The following is a 25,849-nucleotide window of genomic DNA, read 5'->3' on the forward strand; positions in this document are numbered from 1 at the left end:
TCTTTAATCCTTAGTAATAAAATTACGAATATACTTATTTGCAGCTAAGAGATGATCACTGTAAGCTGAAGAAAATTTATGTGTTCCAACTTTAGGATCCTTGACAACAAAAAACAAATAATTTGTATTATCTGGAAAAAAGGCTGCATTTAAAGATATAATCCCAGCATTAGCAATAGGACCTGGAGGATAACCTTTATTAATATAAGTATTATATTGAGAATCAATTTTCAAATCTGAAAAATAAATCCTTGTAGGATGAGGTTTCTTTAATTCTTCAGTAATAATATACTCAATTGTAGCACAAGACTGTAATGCCATATTAGATTTCACTCTATTATAAAATACAGATGCCATTATTGACGCTTCCTTTTTAACTCGATACTCACGTTCAACAATAGATGCAATAATAACTTTATCATAAAGCTCTTTACTAGAATAAGATTTATAATCTATACCAATAGAATCAAGTTTACTAAAAAAATTGCTAACAAAAATCCGAATTATCTCCTTCATATCCATACCTTTATAAAATTTATAAGTATCTGGAAATAAAAATCCTTCAACAGAATCATAATCAAGTCCAAGTTCCCCAACAAATTTGACATCATTTATTAAATCAACGAAACTTTGCACATCACTAATAATACCTAATTCATGAAGCTTTATAGCTATCCTTCTACCAGTATATCCTTCAGGTATAGTAATACTAATAGGTAGTATGGGCCTTCCTTTTAAAAATTCTTTATAAACATCAAAAGTTGACCAATGACCACTAATTAAATATTTACCTTCCCTAAAATTTTTATCACTACCAAAAAGATAAGAAATGGCTATCAATAAATTACCAGATCTAATTAAACCCTTTTTCTTAAGTTCCCAAGCAATTTTCTTAACTCTCCATCCCTTTTGAACCTCAAATTCATATACTAAACCAGATTTAAGAGGAGAAGAATTTATAAAATATAAAAAAAATAAAAAAAAGAATAACAAAAAAAACAACATAATAAGGGAAATAAAAAAATTTTTTATTACCATAAGAATCCAAAATCTCTTTTCAAGAAGAAAATCAAGCCCACATATTCCCAACTAAACAAAAACGAAAAAACACTTTATCCTACAAAATATAACTTAAAAGTGTTAACTAAAAGTTAAGCATAACAAATACTAAAATATTTCTAAACTACAATAACTTTACATTAAGGCTATATTCTACACAACAAAATCACATCTTATAAAACATTAAAATAAATCATACAACCTTTAAAATGGGGAGGGTGGGATTCGAACCCACGTAGGCAAATGCCAACAGATTTACAGTCTGCTCCGGTTAGCCACTTCGGTACCGCCCCATAAAGCCGACTGTCGGATTCGAACCGACGACCTGCGGTTTACAAGACCGCTGCTCTAGACCAACTGAGCTAAGTCGGCATAATAAAAGCTAATGGTTAGTTTATAAAAATAAAATACATTAGTCAATAGCAAGTTTAAAATAAATAAATTATCTCTCAAGAAAAACCTTCACAAAAAACGCAAAAAAACAAATAATAAAACTAAGAATTAAAATGAAACAATGTTTAATTCTTCGTCCTCTAAATACATAAAAAAAAATTATTCGGGTAATTTCAAGACAAAAGGAAACCGAACTTAATACAATCGTCAATTCAAGTGAAAATTTCTGAAAAGAATGCATAAAAATATTATAAGCACCAGCTAAAAACATAAAAAAACTAAGTATAGAATTAAGAAATAAAACTATTACCAAAGCCCGAATAAGAATTGAAAATAACTGTATCAAATCATTTAAATTAGAATTTTTCATAATGAATTATAAATTTTCAATTATAAAAAGCGATTGCTTAATTATAAGCAATATATTACTGATAACATAACTCAAAGTAATTTTTACATTATCTTCCGGAGACAACTTGCTAAAAACATTAAGAGCACTTTGTATAAAAGCACTATTATTGTCCAAAATAGAAATATATTTTTCTTTAAGATCAACAAAATAACCCATAAAATTAAAAACCAACCTTTTAATCGTCTCAGTCTCTTTTAAACACCATTCAAAAATTTTATCTTTGTAAGAATCATAACCGATATAATCTTCCCTATTATAGCTTGCATACTCTTCATTTTTATAATTAAGTTCAAAATACAAGTCATAAATCTCTTTTCTTAACACACTGATATCTTTCTCAAGCTTAATATATGCACTTCGTAAATCGGTATTATGGGCAAGTACCACATTGTTTACGGTTTTAAATACATCAATTATTCTTACATCATAAATGCATTTAAAAAATTCATTCATAAAATAAAATTTTTTTAAAACTGAATATTCAAGATCTAGTCCTTGAAAAATTATTTTATCTAAATTCATAATGACACTATAATTTTCAATTAAACTTTTAAGTTCCTTAGTTGCCATAGAAGTTACAGATTTAGAATAGTTTTCAACAAGCTGTTCACTAACATTTAAAAATAAAATATTCTCATAAAAACTTCTAACATCAAAATAAGGAATATATTTTTTAGGTCTTAACACAGGATTTTCATAATAAATTTTAAAAACATCTAAATAAGGTAAAGTTTTTGATAAATCAATAATTCCTGTCATAATACTTGAAACATTTTTAAATATAGAATCAACCTCAACAAGACTCTCTTCACTTAAAACGCCATTTTCATTTGATTTCGCTATTAAAAAATAATTTTTAATAATAATTTTTAATACCTCTTCATTTATTAAAATCTCTTTCAATGTGTACAAAATTTCACAAAAACACTTAAAATATTTATCAACACTTTCAAAACTAGCACTCACTGTCGCATCAAGATCAGAAATATCAAAACTATCCTTATCATCTAAAAGTTCAACATTAAAGAAAGCAAAAAAAGATTTATAAGGAAAAAAGGCAACACCATGTAAAATATAAAAAAAATCAAACATATCCTCTACAATTCCATAAACTTGCGAAGGTATTGAATTAATATAATTACTAATTTTTACCTTAATAATCTCGTCCAACTCTTTTTGAGTTTTATCTTTTTTTACAAATTGTTCATATTCTTCATGTTCTAAAAAATCTTCCATCTTGCACTGAGAATTAGGTATGTTACCCTGAATAATCTCCAACATTGCCTGTTCAACAATATTATCTGCCTCTAACATCCTAAAATATCCTTTAAGCTTCACCACATAAGAATAAAATTCAAAAAACATTTCTACAAAACCTACTCGTAGATAACCTTTTGTTAAATCTATGACAGAATTTCTGTACATACGATTAACACGTCGCTCTAATTTTTTTAGAAGATGTATTTTATAAATATCTTCCTTAGTCCGATCTCTCTGAAAAAAACTCAAAAGATATATCCATATCCTTATCCAAAATGACTCTTCCATAAATTTATTAGAAAGAAAATCATCAACCTGCACATCAGATTCTGAATCTAAATAATTAGAATTATTTGAAGACAATATCGAAGAATTTAAACTTAAATTTTTTTTAATTTCTCTTATTAATTTAGTTCTTGAATCCTTTGAAAGTTTATCAATAGAATCATATACACTAACACTACTCTTGCCCATAAAACCCCATTTATAAATGTTTAATATAAATCGAATAAATATTATTTTATGATATTTAATAATAAACTAAAACCTTATCCCAACCTTAGAAAAAATAATATTTCAACTATAATATATTTCTATATGAATCTAGGCAATAATACTAAAGATATAATAAAAATTAGTAAAATTTTTAGCAATAATAACTATGAGTTTTTCCTTGTAGGAGGCGCATTAAGAGACTTACTTCTTAAGAAAAGACCTTATGATTTTGATTTTACAACAAATGCAACCCCAAAAGAAATAATGAAATTATTTCCAAAAAATATACAAACGGGGATAAAGCATGGAACAATAAGTATAATTTTTAATAAAAAAATTTTTGAAATTACAACTTATAGAATAGACATAAATTATGAAAATAAAAGATCTCCTAAACAAATACAATTTACAAAAAGCCTAAATGAAGACTTAAAAAGGAGAGATTTTACAATAAATGCAATCGCAATGAATACACTGAACTTTGAAATAATAGATTACCATAACGGCAAACAAGACCTTCATAAAAAGGTAATAAGATGTATAGGAAATCCAAATAAAAGATTTGAAGAAGATGCTCTTAGAATTCTAAGAGCTGCAAGATTTGCATCCACACTTGATTTTACAATTGAAAAAAATACATTAATTTCAATGAAGTATAAAAAAGACAATATTTTACTTCTTTCAAAAGAAAGGATAAATAATGAATTTATTAAGCTTTTAGAGGGAAAAAATCCAATAAAGGGGATTAAATATTTACAAAAAATAAATTTTTTCAGATATTTTTTCAATATAGAAATCAACAAAAAATTGATAAAAAAAATTAATCTTTTAGATAGAAATAAATTTTATTTAAAAGCAATAGTTATTTTTACAATTAAACAAAATATTGTAGATTTAAAACAGAATCTAAAATTACTTAAATTTTCAAATAAAGACATTAAGCTAATACTATTTTATAAAAAAATTATTAAGGAAATTTACACTATCGAATCAAAAAAATTGCATAATATTAGAATCCTATTAAACAAAGCCACCAGAGAAAATTATAGAGAAATATTTGATATATATAAAGCTCTTAGAGGAAAAGACAACAAGCTTAAATTTATAACAAATAAAATTAAAAGAAATAAATTATTAAACGACCCATTATCCTTAAAAGAATTGCAGATAAATGGAAATGATATTAAAGAACTTAAATTAAAAAACAACAAAGATATTGGACAAATCTTAAACAATTTACTTCAAGAAGTACTAATGAATCCCAAATTAAACAAAAAGGAGATCTTGATTCAAAAAATTAAAGAGCAATATTTGCAATATTTTTAAGTGCCATTTCAGCTGCTATCATTTCAGCTTCCTTTTTAGACTTTCCTTTTCCATTAGATATAAATTTATCATTAACATAAAGTTCAACACAAAAAATCTTATTATGATCAGGTCCTAACTCTTTAGCCAACTTATAACTTGGTGAAATTTTATATTTCTTTTGAACATATTCTTGCAAAAGACTTTTATAATCTTTAAAATCACCACGATTAAACATCAATCTTATATGTACTTCAAAAAGTTCTACCACGAAAGTAGAGGCTTTTAAAAAGCCCCCATCAAGATAAAGTGCACCAACAAAGGCTTCAATAGCATCTGCAAGAATACCCTTCTTATTACGTCCATCATTATTTTCTTCGCCTCTACCAAGTAAAATATAATTACCAAGGTTAAGTTCTCGAGCAATACTAGAGAGAGAATCTTCGCTAACAATATAAGACCTGGCCTTACTAAGTTCACCTTCACTCTTATCAGGATAAAATTTATACAAATAGTCTGTAATAATAAGATTAAGAACAGAATCTCCTAAAAACTCCAATCTTTCATTATTAGCATATTTCTGATCAAACTCATTTGCATATGATGAATGACTTAAAGACATATTTAATAAATCAATGTCATTAAAATCAATATGTAAACCCGCTAAGAACTCATCTAGTTTCCGTTTTCTATCCACATCCAACTTCATCATTGAAGAACCCATTATATTTAACCCTTTTTTTTCTCAATAAAGGCAACAACATCACCTATAGTCTCAAATTCACTAGCTTCATTTTCTGGGATTTTATCATCAAATGCTTCTTCAAGCAAATATAAAAGCTCATAAATATCCAGACTGTCTGCACCAAGATCTTCAACAAACCTAGATTCCATAGTAATCTCATCCTCTCTCTTGTCAAGTTGCTCGGATATAATAGACCTAACTTTTTTAAAAATCTCATTTTGATCCATAAACAAACATTCCTCGTTCAAATTACAATCCTAATTCTAAATATTGAATATCTCGATAATAACCACATTTTGCACATATTCTGTGCCTTATTGCAAGATTACCACAATTTGAACATTCCTGGAATTGAGGGATTTTTTTCCTCATATTCACACTGCGCCTTGTCCTACTTCTAGACTTTGAAGGCTTAAATTTTGGAACAGCCATATCCTTGTCTCCTTAAACATAAACAAACGTATCCTAATAATATATATATTATTAAGATAATTTGTCAACAAATTTAGATTTCAACTTTTTTTGTACTAACTCTGGAATAAAATTTGAAAGGTCAAAATTTTTATTTTTTATCAACTCTTTAACAAGATCTGATCTTACAAACAAGTATTTATCACTACTTGGTAAAAATATCGTATCTATTGAAGAGTTAAGCTTATTATTAACAACATATCTCTCAAATTCAAATTCAAAATCATGAAAAGCTCTAACACCTCTTACAATAAAACCAATATTATTCTTTAAAGCATAATCTAAAACAATGCCATCGTATCTATCTACAGAAATTTTTTCCCATCCTAAAGACATAATAACCTCAAAAGTAAGTTCATATCTCTCAATATCGCTAAGCAAATAATTCTTGGTACTATTATTAGCAACAAGAACAACTATTTTATCAAAAATAAATGATGCCCTTTTTACTAAATCAATATGTCCCCATGTAATAGGATCAAATGAACCAGGAAATAATGCCACTCTCATAATTAATATCTCTCATAACTTAAGATAACTTAAAACCCTTACTCATACCATCAAGAATTTTTTGTCGCCAAATAGGACGACTCTCCAAATTTTCAAAATCAATCTCCTTAATAATTTTAAAAGCCAAATTATCTCCTCTAAGTGACCTATCAACAACAAAAAATTTACCAACACCCTTATATACCAAACCATTATTTTTTAAAAGCTTATTTTCAGATCTTAACTTATCAATAGCACAATCAAAATGTATAGGTTTATCTTCACCATTAAATTTAATGGACATACAAGACAGAATATCTCTAATCTGCTTATCACAAATAGGACATACTTCTTTAAATTTTATACGCGACCTTTGCCCCTTTTCCGAGCCTTTATGTCTATTACCCTTATAATTTTTTTGACCATTAGAATTAACAATCACAGATTTATTATTATTACCAGTATTATTACCATTACTTGAAACCGCAGTATTTTGTTTCTTAGACTCAGATCGTGTTTTCCTAATTTTCCAATAAGGAACTCTATTTCTTCTATTCAAATTATTTCCATTAGTTCCACTTCTACCTACCTTCAATATTAACTCCCTCAATGATGATCAAATAAATATTCCAAATAATAAATATTCCAAATAATGTAAATTATAAAATTACATAATTTAATGCAATACCTATCATACTTATCATTTTTCCTAGTAATAAAACAATTTAAAATCAAAGCATTGCACCAAATATTAATTTGTCTATCATTCATAACTCACTATTCCCAAATTCATAAACAACAGATAAAATCTGTGGTATCATTTCATCAAAAAATAATCAATACCCTTTACAAAAATTAATCCACAATTAAAATCCTTAAATTCTTAAACTGAATTTAATACACCTACATCGCTTATATTATAACAAATAAAAAAATTTTAAAAATCTCTTATAATATTATTTTTATACAAATCAAAATCTAAAATATATTTTTAATTTACAAATAAAGCAAGATTTACTAAAATCACAAATAATTTTTTCTTCTGCATGGAAAGACAAACAAAACTCTACTCAATAGGTTGGCTTTTAATCTTTACAAAAAAACAAAAGCAAAAAGCCCATTTTTTGCATCAATCCAAAAGAAAAAAAATAATAAGATACCATCATCTTCAATAAAAATTGATAGTCCATTTCAATGCTTTTTCAGTCTCATCTTAACATCAAAATAATCATAAATTTTTAAAAACTATGCTTTCTCCATGCCTCAAGCATACAAAACTAAAATAAAATTTAAAAAGATTCATTTTTTATAAATGAACTAGCACAAATATTTTTAAATCATCTTAAACATTGTCATTCAAAATTATTTTCCTCACTTAAAGAAAAATTAAAGGAAAATATTTATTTACAAGAAATTCAAATTACACTAACTATTTAAATTTCTTAACATCAAGACGTTCTTTTACCTTCATAGCAGCCTTACCAATTCTATCACGCATATAATAAAGCTTAGCTCGTCTTACTTTCCCTCTCTTTAGAACCCGCACTCTTTCGATAATAGGTGAATGCATTGGAAAAATTTTTTCAACTCCAATTCCTGAAGAAATTTTTCTAACCAAAAAGGTTTGACCTATTCCCTTATTCTTAATAGATATCACAAGACCCTCAAAATTTTGAATTCTCTCATTAGTTCCTTCTACTATCTTATAACTAACACGTATAGTATCTCCTACTCCAAAATCAAAACTTTCTGCCCTCTTCCCTTTAGCTTCAATTTTGCTTATCAAATCCACCATTTTTTTCTCCTCTCATTTCCAAATATTTAAGGTACAAATCAAATCTATTTTTTTTCGTTTTTTCAACTGACTTAATAAATCGCCATTTTTTTATTTCTTCGTGATGCCCTGATAAAAGCACATCAGGAACTTTTAATCCTCTAAATTCATAAGGCCTAGTATAATGCGGATATTCAAGTAAGCCATACTCAAAACTAAAGGATTCTTCAAATAAAGAATCAGGATTTATTACACCGTCTAATAATCTATATACACTATCTACTATGACAAGAGCAGCAACTTCACCTGAAGATAATACATAATCTCCAACCGAAATTTCAAGATCAACGTACAAATCAATTACACGCTGATCAAGCCCCTCATATCTCCCACAAATTATAACAAGTTCATCTTTCTTTGACAAGTCATAAGCCAATTTTTGAGTATACTTTAATCCAGACGGACTTACGAATATTGTAGTCTTTGAATTTGAATTTATATATTCAAGAACATCAACAATGGGTTGCGCTTTCAAAACCATACCTGCGCCTCCGCCATAGGGAATATCATCACATCTTCCATTTTTATCTTCAGAAAAGTCACGAATAGATATGACTTCATAACTTATAATACCCTTATCTACAACTTTTTTCATTATTGAATTTTCAAAAAATGGAGTAATGATTGAAGGAAATAAAGAGAGAATTGTAATTTTCATTGTAAAAGTTCTAATACCTTAAGCTCAATGGTCTTAAATTCTCTATTAATATCTCCAAGATACACATCCAAAAAAGGAACAAAAAACGATTTATTGCCAACTTTAACTTCAAGCAACACTGATCTTACACCTTCAAAAAAAGATACAACAACTCCCAACGCTACCCCATCATTGACTATTTCATACCCAATAAGCTCGCTAAAATAATATTCATCTTTCTCTAATTTAGACGCAAATTCATTACCTACCCACAATTCAAAACCAATTAAATCCTTAATAGGTTCAGGTGCACTAAATTCTCTAAACTTTAATAACAAAGAATTATTTTTCAAAGATATATCTTCAACTGTAACCTCAATTGAAGAACAATCTTTTTTTTTTAAAACTAAATTATTACCTTTCAAACAAAAAAAATCATTAACATCATTGGATATGCTTTTAATTTTAGCATATCCATTAATTCCATAAGACGATAATATTATGCCTTTTACAAACATAAATTAGTCCAAAATTTCTAATTGCACTCTCCTATCTGTTCTTGCAGCACAAGCACTAAGAAGCGTCCTAATGGACCTTGCAATGCGCCCTTTTTTTCCAATTATTTTTCCAACATCATGTGCAGAAACTCTTAATTCAAGAATAGTTGATTTCTCACCTTCAACTATATTTAATCTAACCTCATCTTTTTTATCTACAAGAGATTTTACTAAAAATTCTATAAGTTCAATTTCGCTACCGTACTCTTTCATTAGTTCCTCCTAATTCTCAACTTTAAAGTTACTTTTATTTAAAATACTCTTAACCGTATCACTTGGAATAGCACCTTTGCCTATCCAATCGTGAAATTTATCCTTATTGATTTTGACTTGATTTTGCCTCTCAACAGGATGATAATATCCAAGCTCCTCAATAGCTCGTCCATCTCTAGGCGAAGAAGAATCCATTACTACAATCCTATAATAAGGCCTCTTTTTTGCCCCCATCCTTTTTAATCTTATTCTAACACTCAATCTACCATTCCTCCTTTACCTCCAAAAAGAGATGCTATTTTGTTTTGAAAGCTCTTATTTTTCATTTTTTTTAGCATTAAAACCAGATGACTAAATTTTTTAATAAGCTTATTTACCTCAAAAATTGTTGTTCCACTTCCCAAAGCTATTCTTTTCTTTCTTGAAGGATTATTTAAAATGACAGGATTTATTCTTTCCTTTTTGGTCATAGAAAGTATAATCGCTTCTTCTCTTTTAAGTTCTTTCTCATTAATATTATGATTAAGCATTTCTGATAACATACCAGGAATCATTCCCACCAAACTAGAAACCCCACCCATACTACGCATATACCTAAATTGATTCAAATAATCTTCAAAATTAAAACTAGCTTTTCTAACTTTTTCCTCAAGCTTTAATGCTTCTTCCTTATCTATAATACTTTGAGCTTTCTCTACAAGAGTAACAACATCGCCCATACCAAGAATCCGTGAAGCAACCCTATTTGGATAGAAAACATCAAGATCTTCAGGCTTCTCTCCAACACCAACAAACTTAATAGGAGCTCCGCAAATAGTTTTAAGTGAGAGTATTGCACCACCTCTAGCATCAGAATCAAACTTCGTAAAAATTACACCCGTAATTCCCACACTCTCATTAAATCTTTTCGCAATATTGGCAGCAACCTGACCTGTCATTGCATCTGCAACTAATATTGTCTCAGTAGGAACCACAATATTTTTAATATCTACAATCTCTCTTAACAATAAATCCTCAACTTCAAGACGCCCTCTAGTATCTATTATCACAGTATCAAAGAGTTCTAATTTCGCATATTCAATAGATCTTTTTACAACTTTAATAGGATCACTCTCACCCTCAAGAGTAAAAACAGAAATGCCAATTTGAGAACCTAAAATCTTCAATTGTTCAACTGCTGCTGCTCTGAATGTATCTGCTGCAACAAGAAGAACTTTACGATTCTCTGATCTAAGTCGCATAGCAAGCTTTGCACAAGTCGTAGTCTTGCCAGAACCTTGAAGACCAAGCATTAAAATGAATGATAACTTATTAACGGGATTTAAAAGAAGCTCATAATGCTTATCTCCAAGAAAATTTACAAGCTTATCATTAACAATTTTAATAAATTGAGACTTAGGATCAACACCCCTTAAAACTTTAATTCCTTTTGCCTCTTCCACAACAGAATTGACAAAACGCCTTACAACTCTTAAATTAACATCGGCCTCAATTAAGGCATTCTTAATAGTGTCAACGGCTGTTTCAATATTCTTCTCATTTATAACAGCTTTCCCAGAAACATATTTTACAAAATTTCTAAAGCCTGCACTCAAATTATCAAACACTAAAAGTTACCTTCTTTTGTTAAAAATCCTACAAAGTATACAATACAAAAAAAGAAAATATTAATCAATATCTCCCCCAGTCAAATAAAATTTATTGAAAATAACACTAGAAGCAGGTCCAACAACAGATACTTCAGTATCTAGAGAACTAAGTTTTAATACTATACTTTCTTTATTTAATCTCTTGATTTCCTCTTTAAGCAAATCAAAAAAAGCTTTAAGTTTAAAACTTTGTCCATAAAGAACTAAATAATTAAAATCAAGAACCCTTTGGATATTAATAATTACAATTGCCAAATATTTTACCGTATCTTCCATTATTTTATGTATAAAATCATATTTATCATGGAGAGCAAAAATGTCATATATTGTAACTTTCTTAAGCCTACTCTCATACTTATCATAAAGCTCAGGAATCTCCCCATTCATAAACTCTTTTGCAATTAAACGCTGAAGTGCAAAATTAGAAATCAACATATTAACACATCCCTTATTTCCGCATGTAGGACAATTTTTCTCACCTCCATAATCGATCACCATATGACTAACCATACCAGATTTATTATTAAAACCAGAATAAACATTACCATCAGACCAAATAGAAAGCTCAGCGGTATCTGTATAATCAAAAAACATGATATTATCTACATTCCTACCCATAAATTCAGCAAGAGAAAGGTTTTTTACATAACTCTCAAGATATACAGTAAGAGAAAAATACTCTTCTAATATAGCTTTAACGGGTACATCTTTTTCAATCCATGCACCATGACTATCATTAACAATACCAGATTCCTTATCCTTAATTATTCCAGTAATACTAAATCCCAATCCAATAAATTTGTCCCTTGAAAAATTATGTTTCCAAATAATTTCAATCATATGATCTTTAATTTTTTCCAAGATATCATAAGCACTAACTGGAGGTTCAAAAGAATAAGTTTCACTTATCAAAACCTCGCATTTAAGATTGGCAATTCCTATCTGAAAATAATTACTTGAAATAATAACTCCCATTGAATACGCAAAATCTTTGTTAATATCAAGAAGTATTTCTTTTCTCCCATGTTTTTTAATGTCTGATTCCTTTGAGCCAACCTCAACTAAAATATTCTCTTTGATCATATGATTAGTAAGAATAGTCACAGCTGCATTTGTTAATGATAATTTACGAGCCAAATCAGTCCTTGAATACTGCATATTCTTTAAACTAAGGAGTATCTTTTTTCTATTACCACCTCTAATTGAAACCATATTCTCACCCTGCATACAAGCCTCCTTTATTTTTAAAATAAAAAAATATTAATAATAAGACATAATATCAAAAAATTACCCTAATATTCTAGTAGAACTTACAAAGACAAAACACAATCTTTTAAGAATAAAAAATATTCCATATTTCTTAATTATTGAAATAATCCAGAAAAGGATTGAAACACGAAATTCAGCTAAATAACCCACAAAAAAGACATTCTAAAATTTAAGAAAATACAAAAAATAAACTTGCAAAGAAACTCAAACATATAAAAAAACATCATTCTGATTTTTCCCTAAAATATAGAAATTCCATAGTAAAAACCCCTCTACCTTTAGTAGAACTTCTTAAAACAGAAGTATACCCAAAAAGTCTCTCAAAAGCCGCCTCAGCTCGTATTATTTCATAATCATCAACATTACTAATAGAGTGAATCATTCCACCAACAAAATTTAAAGTAGAGACAACATCCCCTGTATATTCAATAGGAGTTCTGATTTCCAACATCATGATAGGTTCAAGCTTAATAGGATTTGCTCTTCTGAAAAACTCATTAAATGCCAACCCCGATATTGATTCCATAGCAGATTCGCCAACCTTAGCTTTATCATAATCCACAGAAACAATCTTAACTTCAGTATCAATAATCGGATACCCAATAATTCCACTTGAAAAGGAAGAAGTAATACCTCTCCATATAGCAGATTTAAACAAAGGCTCAACATTACACTCAAATTCAATTTTATTCCCTTCACCTCTTGCCAAAGGACTTAAAATCATTCCTATTTTTAAATTAATCTCTTTACCTGCAAACATATTAACAAATTCAAACACATCATCAACCGTTACACTTAAACTTTCTCTATAGCTTACTTGAGGTTTTCCTGTATAAACATTAAGTTTGAAATCATCTCTAATACGCATAATAATAATCTCAAGATGTAACTCACCCATACCAGATATCAACAATTGTCCAGTTTCTTTATCTTCCCTATAACTAAACGTAGGATCTTCTTTGGCAATAATTTCAAGAACTTCTTTAAGCCTAGCATCATCAGATGCTCTCTCTGGTTCAATAGACATTAAAACAACTGGTTCTGGAAATACCAAAGACTCAAGAACAATTTCATTTCCCTCTTCAACAAGAGTATCACCCGTTACAGAATATTTAAGTCCAATAACTGCTCCAATATCACCTGCCTTAACCTCATCAATTTGTTCATTTTTATTTGAAAAGACACGAAAAATCTTTGTAAATTTTTCACGTTTATTTTTAACAACATTAAAAATTTTTTTTGACGAATTAAGTTCTCCTGAATATACCCTAATAAAATAAAGATGTGCAGCCATTACACTAAAATATTGAACCTTAAAAACAAGTGCAGACAATTTCTTCTCTTCTCCAAGATCAATTGACATATTTCTATCTGTTTTTAAAGAATGAATATTAATTTTTTTTTCAAAAGGATTTGGCAGATAATCCACAATCGCATCTATTAGAGGTTCTATGCCAATATTTTTAAGACTAGTACCCATCAAAACGGGAATAACAAAACCACTAATAGTACATCTTCGAATCTCTTTCATTATGACAAAATTATCAATAACAGAATTTTCAAGAAAAAGTTCAGTGATCTCTTCACTAAAATTACTAAGAGAATCTATTAAATTTTCCCTACAAGTTTTAACAGTCTCAACAAATTCCTCACGAACCATATCCTCAATAACAATAGGTTTTCCATCCTTAAATTCAAAATGTAATTCTTTATTACGAATAACATCTATAACGCCTTCAAATGCACTCTCATTGCCAATTGGAATTTGTAAAACAATTGGCATTATGCCAAACTTAATCTTTATATCCTCAACTACTTTAAAAAAATTAGCTCCCACACGATCCATTTTATTAACATAAGCAAGTCTTGGAATACCATACTTCGATGCCTGCTTCCAAACTGTTTCAGTCTGTGCCTGAATTCCATCAACAGCACTAAACACAACAATACCGCCATCAAGCACACGAAGAGATCTCTCAACTTCAGCTGTAAAATCAACATGTCCAGGAGTATCAATAATATTTATCTGATAATTTTTCCAATAACAAGTAATAGCAGCAGAGCTAATTGTAATGCCTCTATCTTGTTCTTGGGTCATCCAATCAGTAACAGTATTGCCAGAATCAACATCTCCTATTTTATGAGTACGACCAGTATAATATATAATTCTCTCTGTAGTAGTAGTCTTACCAGCATCAATATGTGCCATAATTCCAATATTTCTAATTTCCATAAAACCCTCAAACACCATAATAAAAGCTATAGATCTTGCTATAGCTTTATTCAATTAATCATTATTTATCGACTAACTAAGACATATAAAATAACATTAAATTGTTTTATCATAAATAAGATCAATACTTTTAAACAGAATATTCCTCCAAATCAGACACAGACACAGATGCACAATCACCCAACAAAGACTTATACATCCATAAATACTTTTCAAAAGAAACAATAAGATCATCTAAAATATTAGCCGTCCCATAATCAAAAGTAGTATTAATAAAGTATCTTGTCTTAGACATATTTTGAAGAATATCATTTAAATTACAAACAATACTCTTAATTGAAGGTATAAGAGATGAACTGACATCTAAACTAATTTCTTTAATAAACGACCTCTTCATAAATTCAGAACATCTAAATTCAGAATCATATCCAAGTGCTCTAGATCGTTCAGCTATAATATCAATAACCTCTCCAACATAGTCATAAAGTTTTTCAGTTTTTTTGTGTATCACAAAAAAATTAATATCCTTAATATTCCAATGAATACCTCTTAAATTAGCATAAAAAACATGTAACCCTGCCAACAACTCCTGAAGTGCCAAATGAATTTTACCCGAATCTTCTTTTTTTAAATAACTTAAATGATTTTCCATATCATTCTCCTAACTAAGATAATCAAATATATGTTATGATGGTATTATTTTAGTACAAGTAGGTCCATTATGCAAAAAAAATGTTTATACATTATTATTTTAATTTTTACAACTCAATGTGCACTCACAGGCACCAATAAAGAACTAAATTTTCTTTACTTAGACATCCACCAGTTCAGAAATAATTTAAATTTAAAAAAATTAGAAGTGGATACAACTCTTGAAACCGTGGCAAAAGAATATGCAATAAATTTAGACAAAAATAACGTATTAACACATACACTCTTTGGAACAACTCCTATGCAACGAGTAAGCAAATACGACAAAAATTTTTGCAGAATAAGAGAAATTCTAGCATCAGGAATAGAGGTTCAACATGTAAAAGATGCATGGCTTCAAAGTCCAAAACACAAAGAAGCTCTTATAAATAAAGATACAAGCAAAATAGGTGGATATGTGCTACGCACAAAAGATAACAAAAATATATTTGTGGTTCTTTTTGGGGAAAAATGTAAAAAATTTGACACAAATTAAGCTTATCTTATATAATATCTATTGGTATCAAAGGGTTCATAGCTCAGCTGGCCAGAGCGCCTGCCTTACAAGCAGGATGTCGGGGGTTCAAGTCCCTCTGGACCCAAAATTATTTTATAAGTTAATTTAAAATACAATCTCTAGTTTTCTGGTAATTAGAACCAAAATTTACAACTAAGTATTCTATGAAAATGATTTGGTCAAAAAATCTTCTTAATCACCAAAAGTTAACACTCAAATAATCTAAGATTAAACACTAAATTAATATTATTTTGCTCTAAATCCCTATTTAATTTTTCTAAACACAATATGGCCTCATTTTTATCTTTAAAAAGCAAAATAAAGGCCCCACCCCTACCAGCACCACTCAATTTTCCAGCAATAGCCTTAAATTTTTTTCCCCTAGCTATTACATAATCAAGCATATTTGAAGACAAGCCCAAAGAACGTAAACAACTATCTGCAATATTAATATTATTTGCCAACAAATCAATATCTTGCATCTTAAAAGCATTATAAGAATCCTCAGCAATATATCCAAGTTTCTCAATAACATCAAATTGGCTATTATCAATAGAAATCCTATAATTCAAATCAGATATTATTTTACTTGTATCACATTCTCTTTTTACAGCACCAACCAAAAAATACAAATTACAAAATTTTATTCTTTGATAACTTAAAACACCATTTTTATTTTCCAAATAAAAAGTTCCATTTAACTCAACAAGCAAAATATCCATACCAGAAGATTTTCCATGAAAAATGTTTTCAATTTCTTTTGCCAATAAAATCTTATCACAACTACTATATTCATCATGACATAAAATATATTCAGCAAAACATAAACTAAGACTGGCAGAAGAACCAAAGCCCAACCCAACTGGAATTTGAGAAAATATTAAAAAATCAATAGGTCTAACCTTACTAAATTTTTTACTAATAAAAGATATAACTTCATCTATCTTTGAAGAAGAACTTCCCAAATATCTCCAAGAGTTAGAAAAAGTATAAACAAAGTACATATAAAAAGGCATAGTAGCACCAATTACTGGAAAACCATAAACAGCACTATGTTCACCTAACAATAATATTTTAGAAGCTTTTTTTATTATAAACATCTAACAAAATTTAACACCATCTAAATCTAGATTTAAGGGTTCAATATTAAATTGTTTAAAAACTTTAAAATTTGGATTATAGACTAAAAAAGTTTCATTCCCAGCACCCAAAGCCTTAATCAAAGTACACTCATCTTTAAGATAAGCAAGATTTAAAGGTAACTCAGCAGAAATGCCTATTCTATTTCCAATTTCCAATCCTATATTTCTTGCCAATTTTAAACTGGATAGAAAACAATTAGCAGAATTACTCACATTTAAAACAATGTTTTTCATTACAATATTAACATCTCTCATAAAACTCATTAAAGAATCTCTATGCACATTATATCTAACAATGGCATTGGTAGTCTTAATTGAATTTGGACCTTGCATTAAATAGAAATCATTAAAATTCATTTTCTCTAAAAGCTCATAGCTGGGGAAATTTCCTCCCCTAAACATAACGACACCACCAAAAAGACTTGTAACAATATCATATCCACTACCCATGCCTCCTTGAGCATATCTGTAAGCTTCAAGACAATACATGAAAATTTTATCTTTAATAAAATTTTCACCCCCATTGAAAATAAAATAGATTCCACATATAATTCCAACAGCAACAACAGCACTTGAACCAAAGCCTTTTTTAACACCACTATTTAAAAAAAAGTTACTTGTATCAATATAAACATTAAAGGAAAGATCCTCTAAGGTAAAGAAATAACGATGCTTTAAATACCTAAACATTTTAAAAACAAGATCATCATTGTCTTCGATTAAAGTAAAATCATCAATTTTAGTTTTTTTAGCAAAAAAACGCCATTCGTCACTTTGTCTAAAAGAAAAATAAGCTCTCTCATTAATTGCAATTGAGAGGCCAAAACCATCTTCTTCTAAAATAGAATATTCACCCATTAAAAGCAAATTACCGGGCACTGAAAAATTTATCACATCCATTCCAAACCACGTCCAATCTCTGAAACAATAAAATCAATATCCTTAAAATTGCTAGTAAGTTTATCCAAAATTAATGCTAGATCTTTTTTCAAACACAACACCTTAACTTGTGGACCAGCATCCATAGTTTCAAAAACAGAATAACCATCTCTTCTCAGATCAGCTATATATTTTATCAAACTTATAGTGCTATCTTGAAAATAGACAATGGAAGATGATAACATCAATGCAAACATACATTGATAACTCTTGATAATCTTAAGACCAAACTCATTAAAATTTCCTACCAAAAAAAAATATAAAGCCTCTCTAAATATGTTTTGACTAGATCTAACCCACGCATCCCAATAAAATTTTTCTTTCTTACAAAGCTCCATAGCAGCTCTTGAAGACATTTCTTTTTCTTGCTCATCAACTATGGCAAATATGATACATAATTCATTAAAGCAATTATAATCACTCAAATTAAATGCTCTTAAAGCCCCATCTTTTAACAAAGTAAATCCACCATAAATGGCTCTTGCTGCTGAAGCTGAACCTATTCTTGCAAGTTCTGAAGCTTTTTGATGAGAATATTGATCAAAATATTTTAAAATACAAGCAGCAATAGATGCAAAACCAGAACTCGAACTTGCAAGCCCTGCTGATGTTGGAAAATTATTTTCACTTACTATCCTAAATTTAACATTTGACCTATTTAATATTTTTCTTGCATAATTAAAAAACTTTTTTTCTCTATCTTGCAATACAATTGATTTAGAATTTAAAATTATCTCATCTCTAGATGACAATGCAAGTTCAGTTAAAGAATAAAATTTATCAATACTAACAGCAATACTTGATGTGGCAGGAATATTTAAAAATTTATCTCTCTTACCCCAATACTTAATCAACGCAAGACTAGGATTTACTTTACATCTAATCTTCACACTAAGCTCTCAAATCATTTAAAAAATTCAATGCAAAATCAAAAGAATAAATTTTATTCTCATGCATATTCAATAGTATTTTTTCTCTCTCATCAACAGACAAATTATAATCTCTTTCAAGAATATATAAAATCTTATTAACATGCAATTTCATATGTCCCCTTTGAATTCCCTCAAAAGCAAGTGCCCTTAAAGCCGCAAAATTGCTTGCAAGTCCAACACAAGAAAGAACACCCATAAATTCTTTTTTGCAATCAATTCCCATAATTTTAAAGCTTAACATAGATGCTTCATGTGAGCCAACTGAACCTCCTTTAACACCAACCTGCAAAGGCAATTCAATCTCTCCTATCAAATTTTCATCAGAAACATAAAATTTACTAAGAGGCAAATACCTACCACTTTTTGAAGCAAATTTATGTATGCATGCCTCAAGAGCTCTTGTGTCATTAAGTGTAGCAACACATAAACCTGTTATGCCATTCATAATACCTTTATTATTGGTAATAGCACGTTCTTCTTCGAAAAATCCTATCCTTGAAACAAGTGAAATATTATGCGCTAAAATCAGAGATTCTTTATTATTTTTAAACAAATTATTAATATTTAATCTAAAATTAGCCTTTACAACAAAATCATTAGAATCATTACTTAAAATTTTAAGTACACATTTATATCCAAACTCTAAATTGATATGATAGGCTATCATTTCAGCCACTGAATTTAGAAGATTTGAACCCATAACATCACAAACATCTATGTAAATATTCAATTTTTGAATACCAATCTCTCTAATAAATTTAGTTGAAAGTTTTTTAAAACCTCCACCTCTAAGTTCCATATTACGTAATAAAGGTTTAGACCAAAGATCTATTTTTTCATGAAGGCCAAGGAGCATATTACTTAAGTCTTGATCCGTACTTATATAGATTTGAGCAATACCTAATATTTCACCCACAGAATAAGTTAAATTTGCATTCTCAAGAATTTTAGCCGCAAAATTTAATGCAGCAACAACAGATGGTTCTTCTGTTGCAATAGGTACAGTATAATACTTGTCATTTATTTTTAAATTTTTAACAATACCAACAGGTAAAGATAAGTAACCAATATAATTTTCTATCATATTAGACAAAAAATTTTCATCCACAGAATCATAAAAAAAATCACAAGCATTTAATTTTAAAATATCTTTTATCTCTTGTTTCTTATCTAAAATATCTTTATTTCTAAAATTATCACTAAGTTTCATAACAATCTTTAAAACTATTAACATTTAAAGGCAATGGATGATTTAAAAAATATTTATTTGCCCTAAACTGTGCCAAATTTTTACTATTGCTTAAAAGCATAGACATCTTTAAAACATATTCATAATCTTTGAAAAGTTTATACAAAGCCTCTTCACCTCCCGAATAAAAAGCCCTAAGAACGGCTGCCGCAATTCCTACCAATTTAGCCCCAAGAGCAATACCTTTTGCAATATCCATTCCTGTTTCATATCCGCCTGATGTAAAAATTTTATCTTTAAAAGATTCATTAATACTAAGTAATGTCAAAACCGAGGATATACCCCAATTAGCAAAACAAGATGCAATATCTAAATTTTCTTCTTTAATGCCCTCAACTAAAACCCAATTAGTCCCACCACTACCAGCAAGATCAACATAAGAGACCCCAAGCGCTAGCAGATTAATAACGGCACCGGGTGACATCCCAAAACCAGTTTCTTTAACTATGACCGGCAAATTTGAAACAGAGCAAAACTTATCAATTGTGTCTTTGATACCTTTAAAGTTTCTCTCACCCCTAGAATTCATTAATTCCTGACCAGAATTTAAATGCAAAATTATAGCATCAACCTCAAGTCTCTTATTCATCTCAATTATTTCAAAAGCACCAAACTCTCTTAACTGAACAATACCTATATTCGAAAATAAAGGAATATTATCAGCATATTTCCTCAACAAAAAATATTTAATATACTCAGGATATTTAAATATAAGCTTGAAAGAACCAAGACCCATTGGAATACCCAAATCATTTGCAATCTTAACTAGAGATTTATTCAATTTATTACCTTCCCTAACCCCGCCTGTCATTGATGAGATAAAAATAGGCATGCTAATATCATAACCAAATATATTTTCACGAGTATCTATCTCAGAAAACTCAAGCTCACTAAGTGCATCATGCTTTAAATTAACAAAATTTAAAAGATTATCACTTTTACTAACATCATTTTTGCTCAAACAAATTTCAATCTGCCGTTTTTTATTATTTAATATATTAGGCTCGATACCCATAAATCCGGTATCCATCCTCCCTAATTTCTTTTAAATAAAAACCTTGTGATTCATGTGGAACAATCTTATTTTCAAAAAAATCTCGATATTCATCAAAATTTGCATTATGCCTTACTGAGAGCAGTTTATCAATATCCCAAGTTTTAACAACACGATGAGCAGTCTCTTCAACCTTAAGTTCATAAATAACCATAATATTTCCAGATCCATAAGAACAAAAAAGTATGCTCTCTCCACTAATATCCTTTTTTGCAAATACTCGCTTTAAATAAGACATTAAAGATAAAAATATTGATCCCGTATATAAATTACCTACCTCTTTTGACGCTTCAACAGAATCATAAAAATCTATTGATTCTAAATAAGCATTTATCTCAGATTCATCTTCACTATAATATTTTTTTAAAACATAATGCATAGAATCTATAGGCATTTTTGCAAAAGGAACATGTAAAATAAACCTATACTTAGAAAATAAATCTTTAATGCTCATATTTTTTTTATGAGCAAAATCAGCTAAAGCCTCTTCATTTGCCTTATTATAACACTCAATAGAATAACGTCCCTTTACCTTAGCTTCAAGACTTCCAAATGGTCTAAAAAAATCATCAACATCATCGGTATAAACTCCAAAATCAGACAAATTCATAGACAAAACTTTCGGATTCTTTTCAATTAAAACTGCTGCAGCTCCAGCACCTTGAGTAATCTCTGCTGTAGTAAGATTATTATAATGTGCTATATCACTGGAAAACACTATTCCATATTCAGATCCATTCAAATGACTCAAAACACTAGCAGCACTATGTAAAGAAAGTGCGGTTCCTGCACAAGCATGCTGAGCTTGAAAAGTTAAGAAATTGTTTTTTAAATCAATACCAGCCAACTTTAAAGCCCCATAAACATAAGACGAAATGGATTTTGAATGATCTACTCCTGTTTCAGTTCCACCTAAAAATACCCTCATCTTATCTAATTCAAGATCATTATTATCAAAAATCATCTTAACAGCAGAACTTGCCATTGTAACACTGTCTTCATTAGTACTTGTAAACCTAAATGCCTTTTGAAGTGTTGCATCAATTGCTCTATTAAATTTTTTAAAAAAAATTTCATCAGAATTATACAAAGAATTTTCTAAAAGAACACCAAAATCTAAACAATTTAAAGGCAAAAAGACTCTAATATCACTAATACCAATTCTCATCAGACTCCTCCTACTTAAAAAAATAATTACCAAGTATTCTATACTATAGATCATAAAAACATCAAAGTTCAATATGATATGCTAAAAGGAGAAACAAATTATGAAAATAGCAGTACTTCTATCTGGTGGCGTAGACAGCTCTGTAGCTCTTTATAAAATGATACAAAAAGGATATAAGAACATCAAATGTTACTATCTAAAAATTTGGCTTGAAGACGAACTTTCATACATAGGAGAATGTCCTTGGAGAGAAGATATCAATTATGTAGATTCTGTGTGTAAAAAATTCAATGTACCATACGAAATCATTAATTTACAGGAAGAATATTACAAAAGAGTTGTAACCTATGCTATTGAAGAATTAAAAATTGGAAATACACCAAGCCCAGACATATTTTGCAATCAAAGAATCAAATTTGGTGCATTCTTTGAAAAGATAGAAGAAAAATATGACTTAATTGTTACAGGGCACTATGCCAAAATAGAAAACAAAAATAATTGTCATATATTAAAACAAGCAAAAGATAAAATCAAAGATCAAAGTTATTTTCTCTCTCATCTCTCTAAAGAACAGATATCTAAATTACATTTTCCATTGGGTGATTTACTGAAAAATGAAATAAGACAAATAGCACACACAATAGACTTACCCAATAAAAACAGAAAAGACAGCCAAGGAATTTGCTTTCTTGGAAAAATCAAATATAACGAATTTATAAAATATCACTTAGGAGAACTTAAAGGTAATATAATTGAACAAGAGACTGGCAAAATACTTGGAACACACAATGGATATTGGTTTTTTACAATTGGACAAAGAAAAGGCATTAAACTCAGCCATGGGCCATGGTTCGTAACAGAAAAGGATATCCAAAACAACATCATTTATATTTCAAACAGTACAAATTATCTAAAACAGGGCAAAACACAATTTTTAGTCCACAAAACAAACTGGATAAATAAATCACTAAATAATGACAATTTAAGTGCAAAAATAAGACATGGAGAGAAAAAAATAAAATGTAAAATAGAAATGCTAAGATACGACATTATGAAAGTTAATCTAGAAGAAAAAGACTATGGAATCTCACCAGGACAATTTTGCATATTCTATAAAGAAGATGAATGTCTAGGTGGAGCTAAAATTCTTAAAACAATAACATAGCAATATAAATTCAAATTATAGGGATAAAATCCCTATAATTTATTTATCAATCTTAAAATAATCTACTGAATCTTTTAAATGCTTAACACTCTCGAGCATTTTTTCTGACATTGCTGATAGTTCTTCACTACTTGATGCTGTCGTTTGAACCAATTGATTAACCTGTTCTATTGCATTTTTAAATTGTACAATTTGATTACTCTGATTAGAACTCTCACGAGTAATATTTTTAACAAGCTCAGCTGTTTGTTTCATTCCAGGAACGATCTGCTCAAAATTATTACCTGCTTTACTTGCAATAATCAAGCTTTTGTGTGCAATATCAATAATTTCTCTAGCAGACTCCTTACTCTGATCAGCAAGCTTCCTTACTTCAGCAGCAACGACTTCAAATCCTTTACCTTTATCTCCAACTCTAGCAGCCTCAATAGAAGCATTTAAAGCAAGCAAATTGGTTTGTCTTGTAATCTCATCAATAACGCTTATTTTATCTGTAACAAGTTCCATAGCTTGAATGGCTTTAGTAACAGATTCATGCCCTTCGTTAGTTTTCTCATTAGTATTAACAGCAATACTCTCAGTAGTAGAAGCATTATCGGTATTCTCAGTAACACCCTGAGATATTTGCTCAATATTTGCTGTCATCTCTTCCAATGTAGAGGCCTGCTCAACTGCACCAGAACTTAAATTCTGACTTGCATTTGCTATCTGAATTGCATTTTCATAAAGATAATCCAGATTTTCATTAATTACTTTAGCAACAGATGAAAATTTAGTCCTCAATAACCCCAAATTCTCATATAGTTCATGAATCTCTAAAGTATCCCACCCTAAAGTATAATCCGAAACTGTAAAATCTCCAGAGGCAAGTTTTTCAGAATAAAACAAAATTCCATTTAAAGCAGCACTAAGTTTACCTACAAGGAAAAGAGTAAGAATAGCAAGAATCAATAAAGTAATTACAAAACTTATTCCCAAAACCCAAGTAGTAAGATTACTCATATAATAAAAACCTTTACTTGTAGCTCTCAAATATACTATAAACGACTTATCGGACAATTTGCATTTTATCCTTTGAGCAAGTCCAATATATTCATCATCCTTAGGGTCAACATAACGTCCAAAACTCATTTCTTTATTCTTTTGTATTAAATCTACATAACTATTATTAAATACACGCGTATAATAATCATGAGAATCCACAAAATTATCACCAGGAAGCCACCTATGATGAACAAGAAAAGAACCCGTTTCATCAAAGACCATGACACGACCGCTATTTAAAGTTCCAAAACGAATACCTTTAAACGAATTATAAAGATAATCAAAAGAATAAAAAATTATAAAATATCCAAAAATATCACTGGTAATATGATCTCTTAAAGGAACACCTACTAACAAATAAGGAATTTGTCCTGCCTTATTTTTCATCTGAGAAATATCTCTCATCAAAACCTCTTCAACAGAACCAGGATCTGCCAATAAAACAGAAGAATTATACAAAAAACTAGAACCTTGTAATTTAAGAAAATATCCTTTATCTGCAACAGAAACACCATAATCACTATTATCTTTAACAGCAGTAGTAAATATTATTTTACCCGCTTTATCAGTAATCATTAAGTTATTCCCTCTGCCCGTTTTAAGCAAAATCTCAATTTGATCTAAAATTGCCTCTATTCTCTTAGGCTTACTTGTAGCAATAGATTCAAATCTCTCTGAAGAATCCAAATACATTGCATTAACCTTTACCCGCTCCTCCATTGAAGACAAATAAATGGCTAAAGAATTTCTTACATTGCCAACAAGATTTTGCATAAGATCTAATTGCTGTGCCACCAAACTAGAATTAATCAACATCCCAAATCCAACAAATAGTATGGAAATAAAAATTGATATAAACAAACTTCCAAAAAGTAACATCCTAATTTTTAGCTTCAGTTTCATATGCTTCATATGCTAATTACCCCTT

27 protein-coding genes and 3 tRNA genes are annotated in these 25,849 nt (G+C 29.1%); 4 read left to right on the top strand and 26 right to left on the bottom strand.

What is annotated here, in order from left to right; translation table 11 throughout:
* Positions 1-3: 3 nt before the first annotated feature.
* From mltG to U881_RS0104085, 5 genes are all read right to left on the bottom strand, one after another.
* On the bottom strand, positions 4-1,038 hold the full coding sequence (gene mltG, locus U881_RS0104065; protein WP_024653341.1) for an endolytic transglycosylase MltG: 1,035 nt from the start codon (positions 1,036-1,038) through the stop codon (positions 4-6).
* Positions 1,039-1,269: 231 nt separating this feature from the next.
* Positions 1,270-1,352: transfer RNA gene (locus tag U881_RS0104070), tRNA-Tyr, on the bottom strand.
* A 4-nt stretch (positions 1,353-1,356) separates the two neighbouring features.
* Positions 1,357-1,431: transfer RNA gene (locus U881_RS0104075), tRNA-Thr, on the bottom strand.
* 70 nt (positions 1,432-1,501) lie between these two features.
* Positions 1,502-1,822 carry a hypothetical protein gene (locus U881_RS13265; protein ID WP_024653342.1) on the bottom strand — a complete coding sequence of 107 codons (321 nt, stop codon included), beginning with the start codon at positions 1,820-1,822 and terminating at the stop codon, positions 1,502-1,504.
* Between the two features lie 6 nt (positions 1,823-1,828).
* The gene (locus U881_RS0104085; RefSeq protein ID WP_024653343.1) at positions 1,829-3,598 is read right to left on the bottom strand and encodes a hypothetical protein; all 1,770 of its coding nucleotides are present in this window, start codon (positions 3,596-3,598) and stop codon (positions 1,829-1,831) included.
* A gap of 123 nt (positions 3,599-3,721) precedes the next feature.
* Here U881_RS0104085 and U881_RS0104090 point away from each other — a divergent pair, with 123 nt between their 5' ends.
* On the top strand, positions 3,722-4,945 hold the full coding sequence (locus tag U881_RS0104090; protein ID WP_024653344.1) for a CCA tRNA nucleotidyltransferase: 1,224 nt from the start codon (positions 3,722-3,724) through the stop codon (positions 4,943-4,945).
* Here the strand turns inward: U881_RS0104090 and rnc are convergent.
* The 14 genes from rnc to U881_RS0104160 form a co-directional block, all read right to left on the bottom strand.
* Positions 4,917-5,648: a ribonuclease III gene (gene rnc, locus U881_RS0104095; protein WP_024653345.1), complete on the bottom strand. Its 732-nt coding sequence runs from the start codon at positions 5,646-5,648 to the stop codon at positions 4,917-4,919. The two genes, U881_RS0104090 and rnc, sit on opposite strands and share 29 nt — an antisense overlap.
* Before the next feature lie 5 nt (positions 5,649-5,653).
* Entirely contained in the window at positions 5,654-5,896 is a 243-nt protein-coding gene (gene acpP / locus U881_RS0104100; RefSeq protein ID WP_024653346.1) for an acyl carrier protein, read from the bottom strand.
* 22 nt (positions 5,897-5,918) lie between these two features.
* The gene (rpmF, locus tag U881_RS0104105; RefSeq protein ID WP_024653347.1) at positions 5,919-6,101 is read right to left on the bottom strand and encodes a 50S ribosomal protein L32; all 183 of its coding nucleotides are present in this window, start codon (positions 6,099-6,101) and stop codon (positions 5,919-5,921) included.
* Positions 6,102-6,152: 51 nt separating this feature from the next.
* Positions 6,153-6,650 (bottom strand): pantetheine-phosphate adenylyltransferase, encoded by a 498-nt coding sequence (gene coaD / locus U881_RS0104110; RefSeq protein ID WP_024653348.1) that lies wholly within the window; start codon positions 6,648-6,650, stop codon positions 6,153-6,155.
* A 19-nt stretch (positions 6,651-6,669) separates the two neighbouring features.
* Positions 6,670-7,224 (bottom strand): hypothetical protein, encoded by a 555-nt coding sequence (locus U881_RS0104115; protein WP_024653349.1) that lies wholly within the window; start codon positions 7,222-7,224, stop codon positions 6,670-6,672.
* Between the two features lie 834 nt (positions 7,225-8,058).
* Positions 8,059-8,421, bottom strand: a complete 363-nt coding sequence (gene rplS / locus U881_RS0104120; RefSeq protein WP_024653350.1) for a 50S ribosomal protein L19 — start codon at positions 8,419-8,421, stop codon at positions 8,059-8,061.
* Complete coding sequence (trmD, locus tag U881_RS0104125; protein WP_024653351.1) at positions 8,399-9,121, bottom strand: tRNA (guanosine(37)-N1)-methyltransferase TrmD; 723 nt, start codon at positions 9,119-9,121, stop codon at positions 8,399-8,401. The genes rplS and trmD overlap by 23 nt, the downstream gene beginning before the upstream one ends.
* A complete protein-coding gene (gene rimM / locus U881_RS0104130; RefSeq protein ID WP_024653352.1) occupies positions 9,118-9,618 on the bottom strand; it encodes a ribosome maturation factor RimM in 501 nt (166 codons plus the stop codon). The genes trmD and rimM overlap by 4 nt, the downstream gene beginning before the upstream one ends.
* Positions 9,619-9,621: 3 nt before the next feature.
* Positions 9,622-9,870 carry a KH domain-containing protein gene (locus U881_RS0104135; protein WP_024653353.1) on the bottom strand — a complete coding sequence of 83 codons (249 nt, stop codon included), beginning with the start codon at positions 9,868-9,870 and terminating at the stop codon, positions 9,622-9,624.
* A 9-nt stretch (positions 9,871-9,879) separates the two neighbouring features.
* Complete coding sequence (rpsP, locus tag U881_RS0104140) at positions 9,880-10,131, bottom strand: 30S ribosomal protein S16 (RefSeq protein WP_024653354.1); 252 nt, start codon at positions 10,129-10,131, stop codon at positions 9,880-9,882.
* Entirely contained in the window at positions 10,128-11,477 is a 1,350-nt protein-coding gene (gene ffh, locus U881_RS0104145; RefSeq protein ID WP_024653355.1) for a signal recognition particle protein, read from the bottom strand. Before ffh ends, rpsP begins: the two co-directional genes overlap by 4 nt.
* Positions 11,478-11,537: 60 nt before the next feature.
* Complete coding sequence (badR, locus tag U881_RS0104150; RefSeq protein WP_024653356.1) at positions 11,538-12,746, bottom strand: host adaptation transcriptional regulator BadR; 1,209 nt, start codon at positions 12,744-12,746, stop codon at positions 11,538-11,540.
* A gap of 265 nt (positions 12,747-13,011) precedes the next feature.
* On the bottom strand, positions 13,012-15,021 hold the full coding sequence (gene fusA, locus U881_RS0104155; protein WP_024653357.1) for an elongation factor G: 2,010 nt from the start codon (positions 15,019-15,021) through the stop codon (positions 13,012-13,014).
* 130 nt (positions 15,022-15,151) lie between these two features.
* On the bottom strand, positions 15,152-15,673 hold the full coding sequence (locus U881_RS0104160) for a Dps family protein (protein WP_024653358.1): 522 nt from the start codon (positions 15,671-15,673) through the stop codon (positions 15,152-15,154).
* A 69-nt stretch (positions 15,674-15,742) separates the two neighbouring features.
* Here U881_RS0104160 and U881_RS0104165 point away from each other — a divergent pair, with 69 nt between their 5' ends.
* Entirely contained in the window at positions 15,743-16,207 is a 465-nt protein-coding gene (locus U881_RS0104165) for a CAP domain-containing protein (protein ID WP_024653359.1), read from the top strand.
* A gap of 32 nt (positions 16,208-16,239) precedes the next feature.
* Positions 16,240-16,313: transfer RNA gene (locus U881_RS0104170), tRNA-Val, on the top strand.
* Positions 16,314-16,434: 121 nt separating this feature from the next.
* Here the strand turns inward: U881_RS0104170 and mvk are convergent.
* Genes mvk through U881_RS0104200 form a run of 6 tightly spaced genes read right to left on the bottom strand, consistent with a single transcriptional unit; the run spans position 16,435 to position 22,712 of the window.
* Positions 16,435-17,328 carry a mevalonate kinase gene (gene mvk / locus U881_RS0104175; RefSeq protein WP_024653360.1) on the bottom strand — a complete coding sequence of 298 codons (894 nt, stop codon included), beginning with the start codon at positions 17,326-17,328 and terminating at the stop codon, positions 16,435-16,437.
* Positions 17,329-18,270 carry a GHMP family kinase ATP-binding protein gene (locus U881_RS0104180; RefSeq protein WP_024653361.1) on the bottom strand — a complete coding sequence of 314 codons (942 nt, stop codon included), beginning with the start codon at positions 18,268-18,270 and terminating at the stop codon, positions 17,329-17,331.
* The gene (mvaD, locus tag U881_RS0104185; protein ID WP_024653362.1) at positions 18,261-19,199 is read right to left on the bottom strand and encodes a diphosphomevalonate decarboxylase; all 939 of its coding nucleotides are present in this window, start codon (positions 19,197-19,199) and stop codon (positions 18,261-18,263) included. The genes U881_RS0104180 and mvaD overlap by 10 nt, the downstream gene beginning before the upstream one ends.
* A 1-nt stretch (position 19,200) precedes the next feature.
* Positions 19,201-20,451: a hydroxymethylglutaryl-CoA reductase, degradative gene (locus U881_RS0104190; RefSeq protein WP_024653363.1), complete on the bottom strand. Its 1,251-nt coding sequence runs from the start codon at positions 20,449-20,451 to the stop codon at positions 19,201-19,203.
* Positions 20,441-21,505, bottom strand: coding sequence for a type 2 isopentenyl-diphosphate Delta-isomerase (gene fni / locus U881_RS0104195; protein ID WP_024653364.1), 1,065 nt, complete (start codon positions 21,503-21,505; stop codon positions 20,441-20,443). The genes U881_RS0104190 and fni overlap by 11 nt, the downstream gene beginning before the upstream one ends.
* Entirely contained in the window at positions 21,489-22,712 is a 1,224-nt protein-coding gene (locus U881_RS0104200) for a hydroxymethylglutaryl-CoA synthase (RefSeq protein WP_024653365.1), read from the bottom strand. The genes fni and U881_RS0104200 overlap by 17 nt, the downstream gene beginning before the upstream one ends.
* A gap of 100 nt (positions 22,713-22,812) precedes the next feature.
* Between U881_RS0104200 and mnmA the strand changes: the two genes are divergently transcribed.
* Positions 22,813-23,877, top strand: coding sequence for a tRNA 2-thiouridine(34) synthase MnmA (gene mnmA, locus U881_RS0104205; RefSeq protein WP_024653366.1), 1,065 nt, complete (start codon positions 22,813-22,815; stop codon positions 23,875-23,877).
* 39 nt (positions 23,878-23,916) lie between these two features.
* On the opposite strand, the gene U881_RS0104210 is transcribed toward mnmA, so the two are convergent.
* Positions 23,917-25,824 carry a methyl-accepting chemotaxis protein gene (locus U881_RS0104210; RefSeq protein ID WP_038363707.1) on the bottom strand — a complete coding sequence of 636 codons (1,908 nt, stop codon included), beginning with the start codon at positions 25,822-25,824 and terminating at the stop codon, positions 23,917-23,919.
* Positions 25,825-25,849 lie beyond the last annotated feature (25 nt).

It is taken from the genome of Borrelia persica No12, assembly GCF_000500045.1.
GTDB classification, from domain to species: Bacteria; Spirochaetota; Spirochaetia; order Borreliales; family Borreliaceae; genus Borrelia; species Borrelia persica.

What these genes read in the sequence shown, in the direction of transcription:
- mltG (WP_024653341.1), bottom strand. Translation starts at nt 1,038, where the DNA reads ATGGTAATAAAAAATTTTTTTATTTCCCTTATTATGTTGTTTTTTTTG.
- U881_RS13265 (WP_024653342.1), bottom strand. Translation starts at nt 1,822, where the DNA reads ATGAAAAATTCTAATTTAAATGATTTGATACAGTTATTTTCAATTCTT.
- U881_RS0104085 (WP_024653343.1), bottom strand. Translation starts at nt 3,598, where the DNA reads ATGGGCAAGAGTAGTGTTAGTGTATATGATTCTATTGATAAACTTTCA.
- U881_RS0104090 (WP_024653344.1), top strand. Translation starts at nt 3,722, where the DNA reads ATGAATCTAGGCAATAATACTAAAGATATAATAAAAATTAGTAAAATT.
- rnc (WP_024653345.1), bottom strand. Translation starts at nt 5,648, where the DNA reads ATGGGTTCTTCAATGATGAAGTTGGATGTGGATAGAAAACGGAAACTA.
- acpP (WP_024653346.1), bottom strand. Translation starts at nt 5,896, where the DNA reads ATGGATCAAAATGAGATTTTTAAAAAAGTTAGGTCTATTATATCCGAG.
- rpmF (WP_024653347.1), bottom strand. Translation starts at nt 6,101, where the DNA reads ATGGCTGTTCCAAAATTTAAGCCTTCAAAGTCTAGAAGTAGGACAAGG.
- coaD (WP_024653348.1), bottom strand. Translation starts at nt 6,650, where the DNA reads ATGAGAGTGGCATTATTTCCTGGTTCATTTGATCCTATTACATGGGGA.
- trmD (WP_024653351.1), bottom strand. Translation starts at nt 9,121, where the DNA reads ATGAAAATTACAATTCTCTCTTTATTTCCTTCAATCATTACTCCATTT.
- rimM (WP_024653352.1), bottom strand. Translation starts at nt 9,618, where the DNA reads ATGTTTGTAAAAGGCATAATATTATCGTCTTATGGAATTAATGGATAT.
- U881_RS0104135 (WP_024653353.1), bottom strand. Translation starts at nt 9,870, where the DNA reads ATGAAAGAGTACGGTAGCGAAATTGAACTTATAGAATTTTTAGTAAAA.
- badR (WP_024653356.1), bottom strand. Translation starts at nt 12,746, where the DNA reads ATGCAGGGTGAGAATATGGTTTCAATTAGAGGTGGTAATAGAAAAAAG.
- fusA (WP_024653357.1), bottom strand. Translation starts at nt 15,021, where the DNA reads ATGGAAATTAGAAATATTGGAATTATGGCACATATTGATGCTGGTAAG.
- U881_RS0104160 (WP_024653358.1), bottom strand. Translation starts at nt 15,673, where the DNA reads ATGGAAAATCATTTAAGTTATTTAAAAAAAGAAGATTCGGGTAAAATT.
- U881_RS0104165 (WP_024653359.1), top strand. Translation starts at nt 15,743, where the DNA reads ATGCAAAAAAAATGTTTATACATTATTATTTTAATTTTTACAACTCAA.
- mvk (WP_024653360.1), bottom strand. Translation starts at nt 17,328, where the DNA reads ATGTTTATAATAAAAAAAGCTTCTAAAATATTATTGTTAGGTGAACAT.
- U881_RS0104180 (WP_024653361.1), bottom strand. Translation starts at nt 18,270, where the DNA reads ATGGATGTGATAAATTTTTCAGTGCCCGGTAATTTGCTTTTAATGGGT.
- U881_RS0104190 (WP_024653363.1), bottom strand. Translation starts at nt 20,451, where the DNA reads ATGAAACTTAGTGATAATTTTAGAAATAAAGATATTTTAGATAAGAAA.
- fni (WP_024653364.1), bottom strand. Translation starts at nt 21,505, where the DNA reads ATGGGTATCGAGCCTAATATATTAAATAATAAAAAACGGCAGATTGAA.
- U881_RS0104200 (WP_024653365.1), bottom strand. Translation starts at nt 22,712, where the DNA reads ATGAGAATTGGTATTAGTGATATTAGAGTCTTTTTGCCTTTAAATTGT.
- mnmA (WP_024653366.1), top strand. Translation starts at nt 22,813, where the DNA reads ATGAAAATAGCAGTACTTCTATCTGGTGGCGTAGACAGCTCTGTAGCT.
- U881_RS0104210 (WP_038363707.1), bottom strand. Translation starts at nt 25,824, where the DNA reads ATGAAACTGAAGCTAAAAATTAGGATGTTACTTTTTGGAAGTTTGTTT.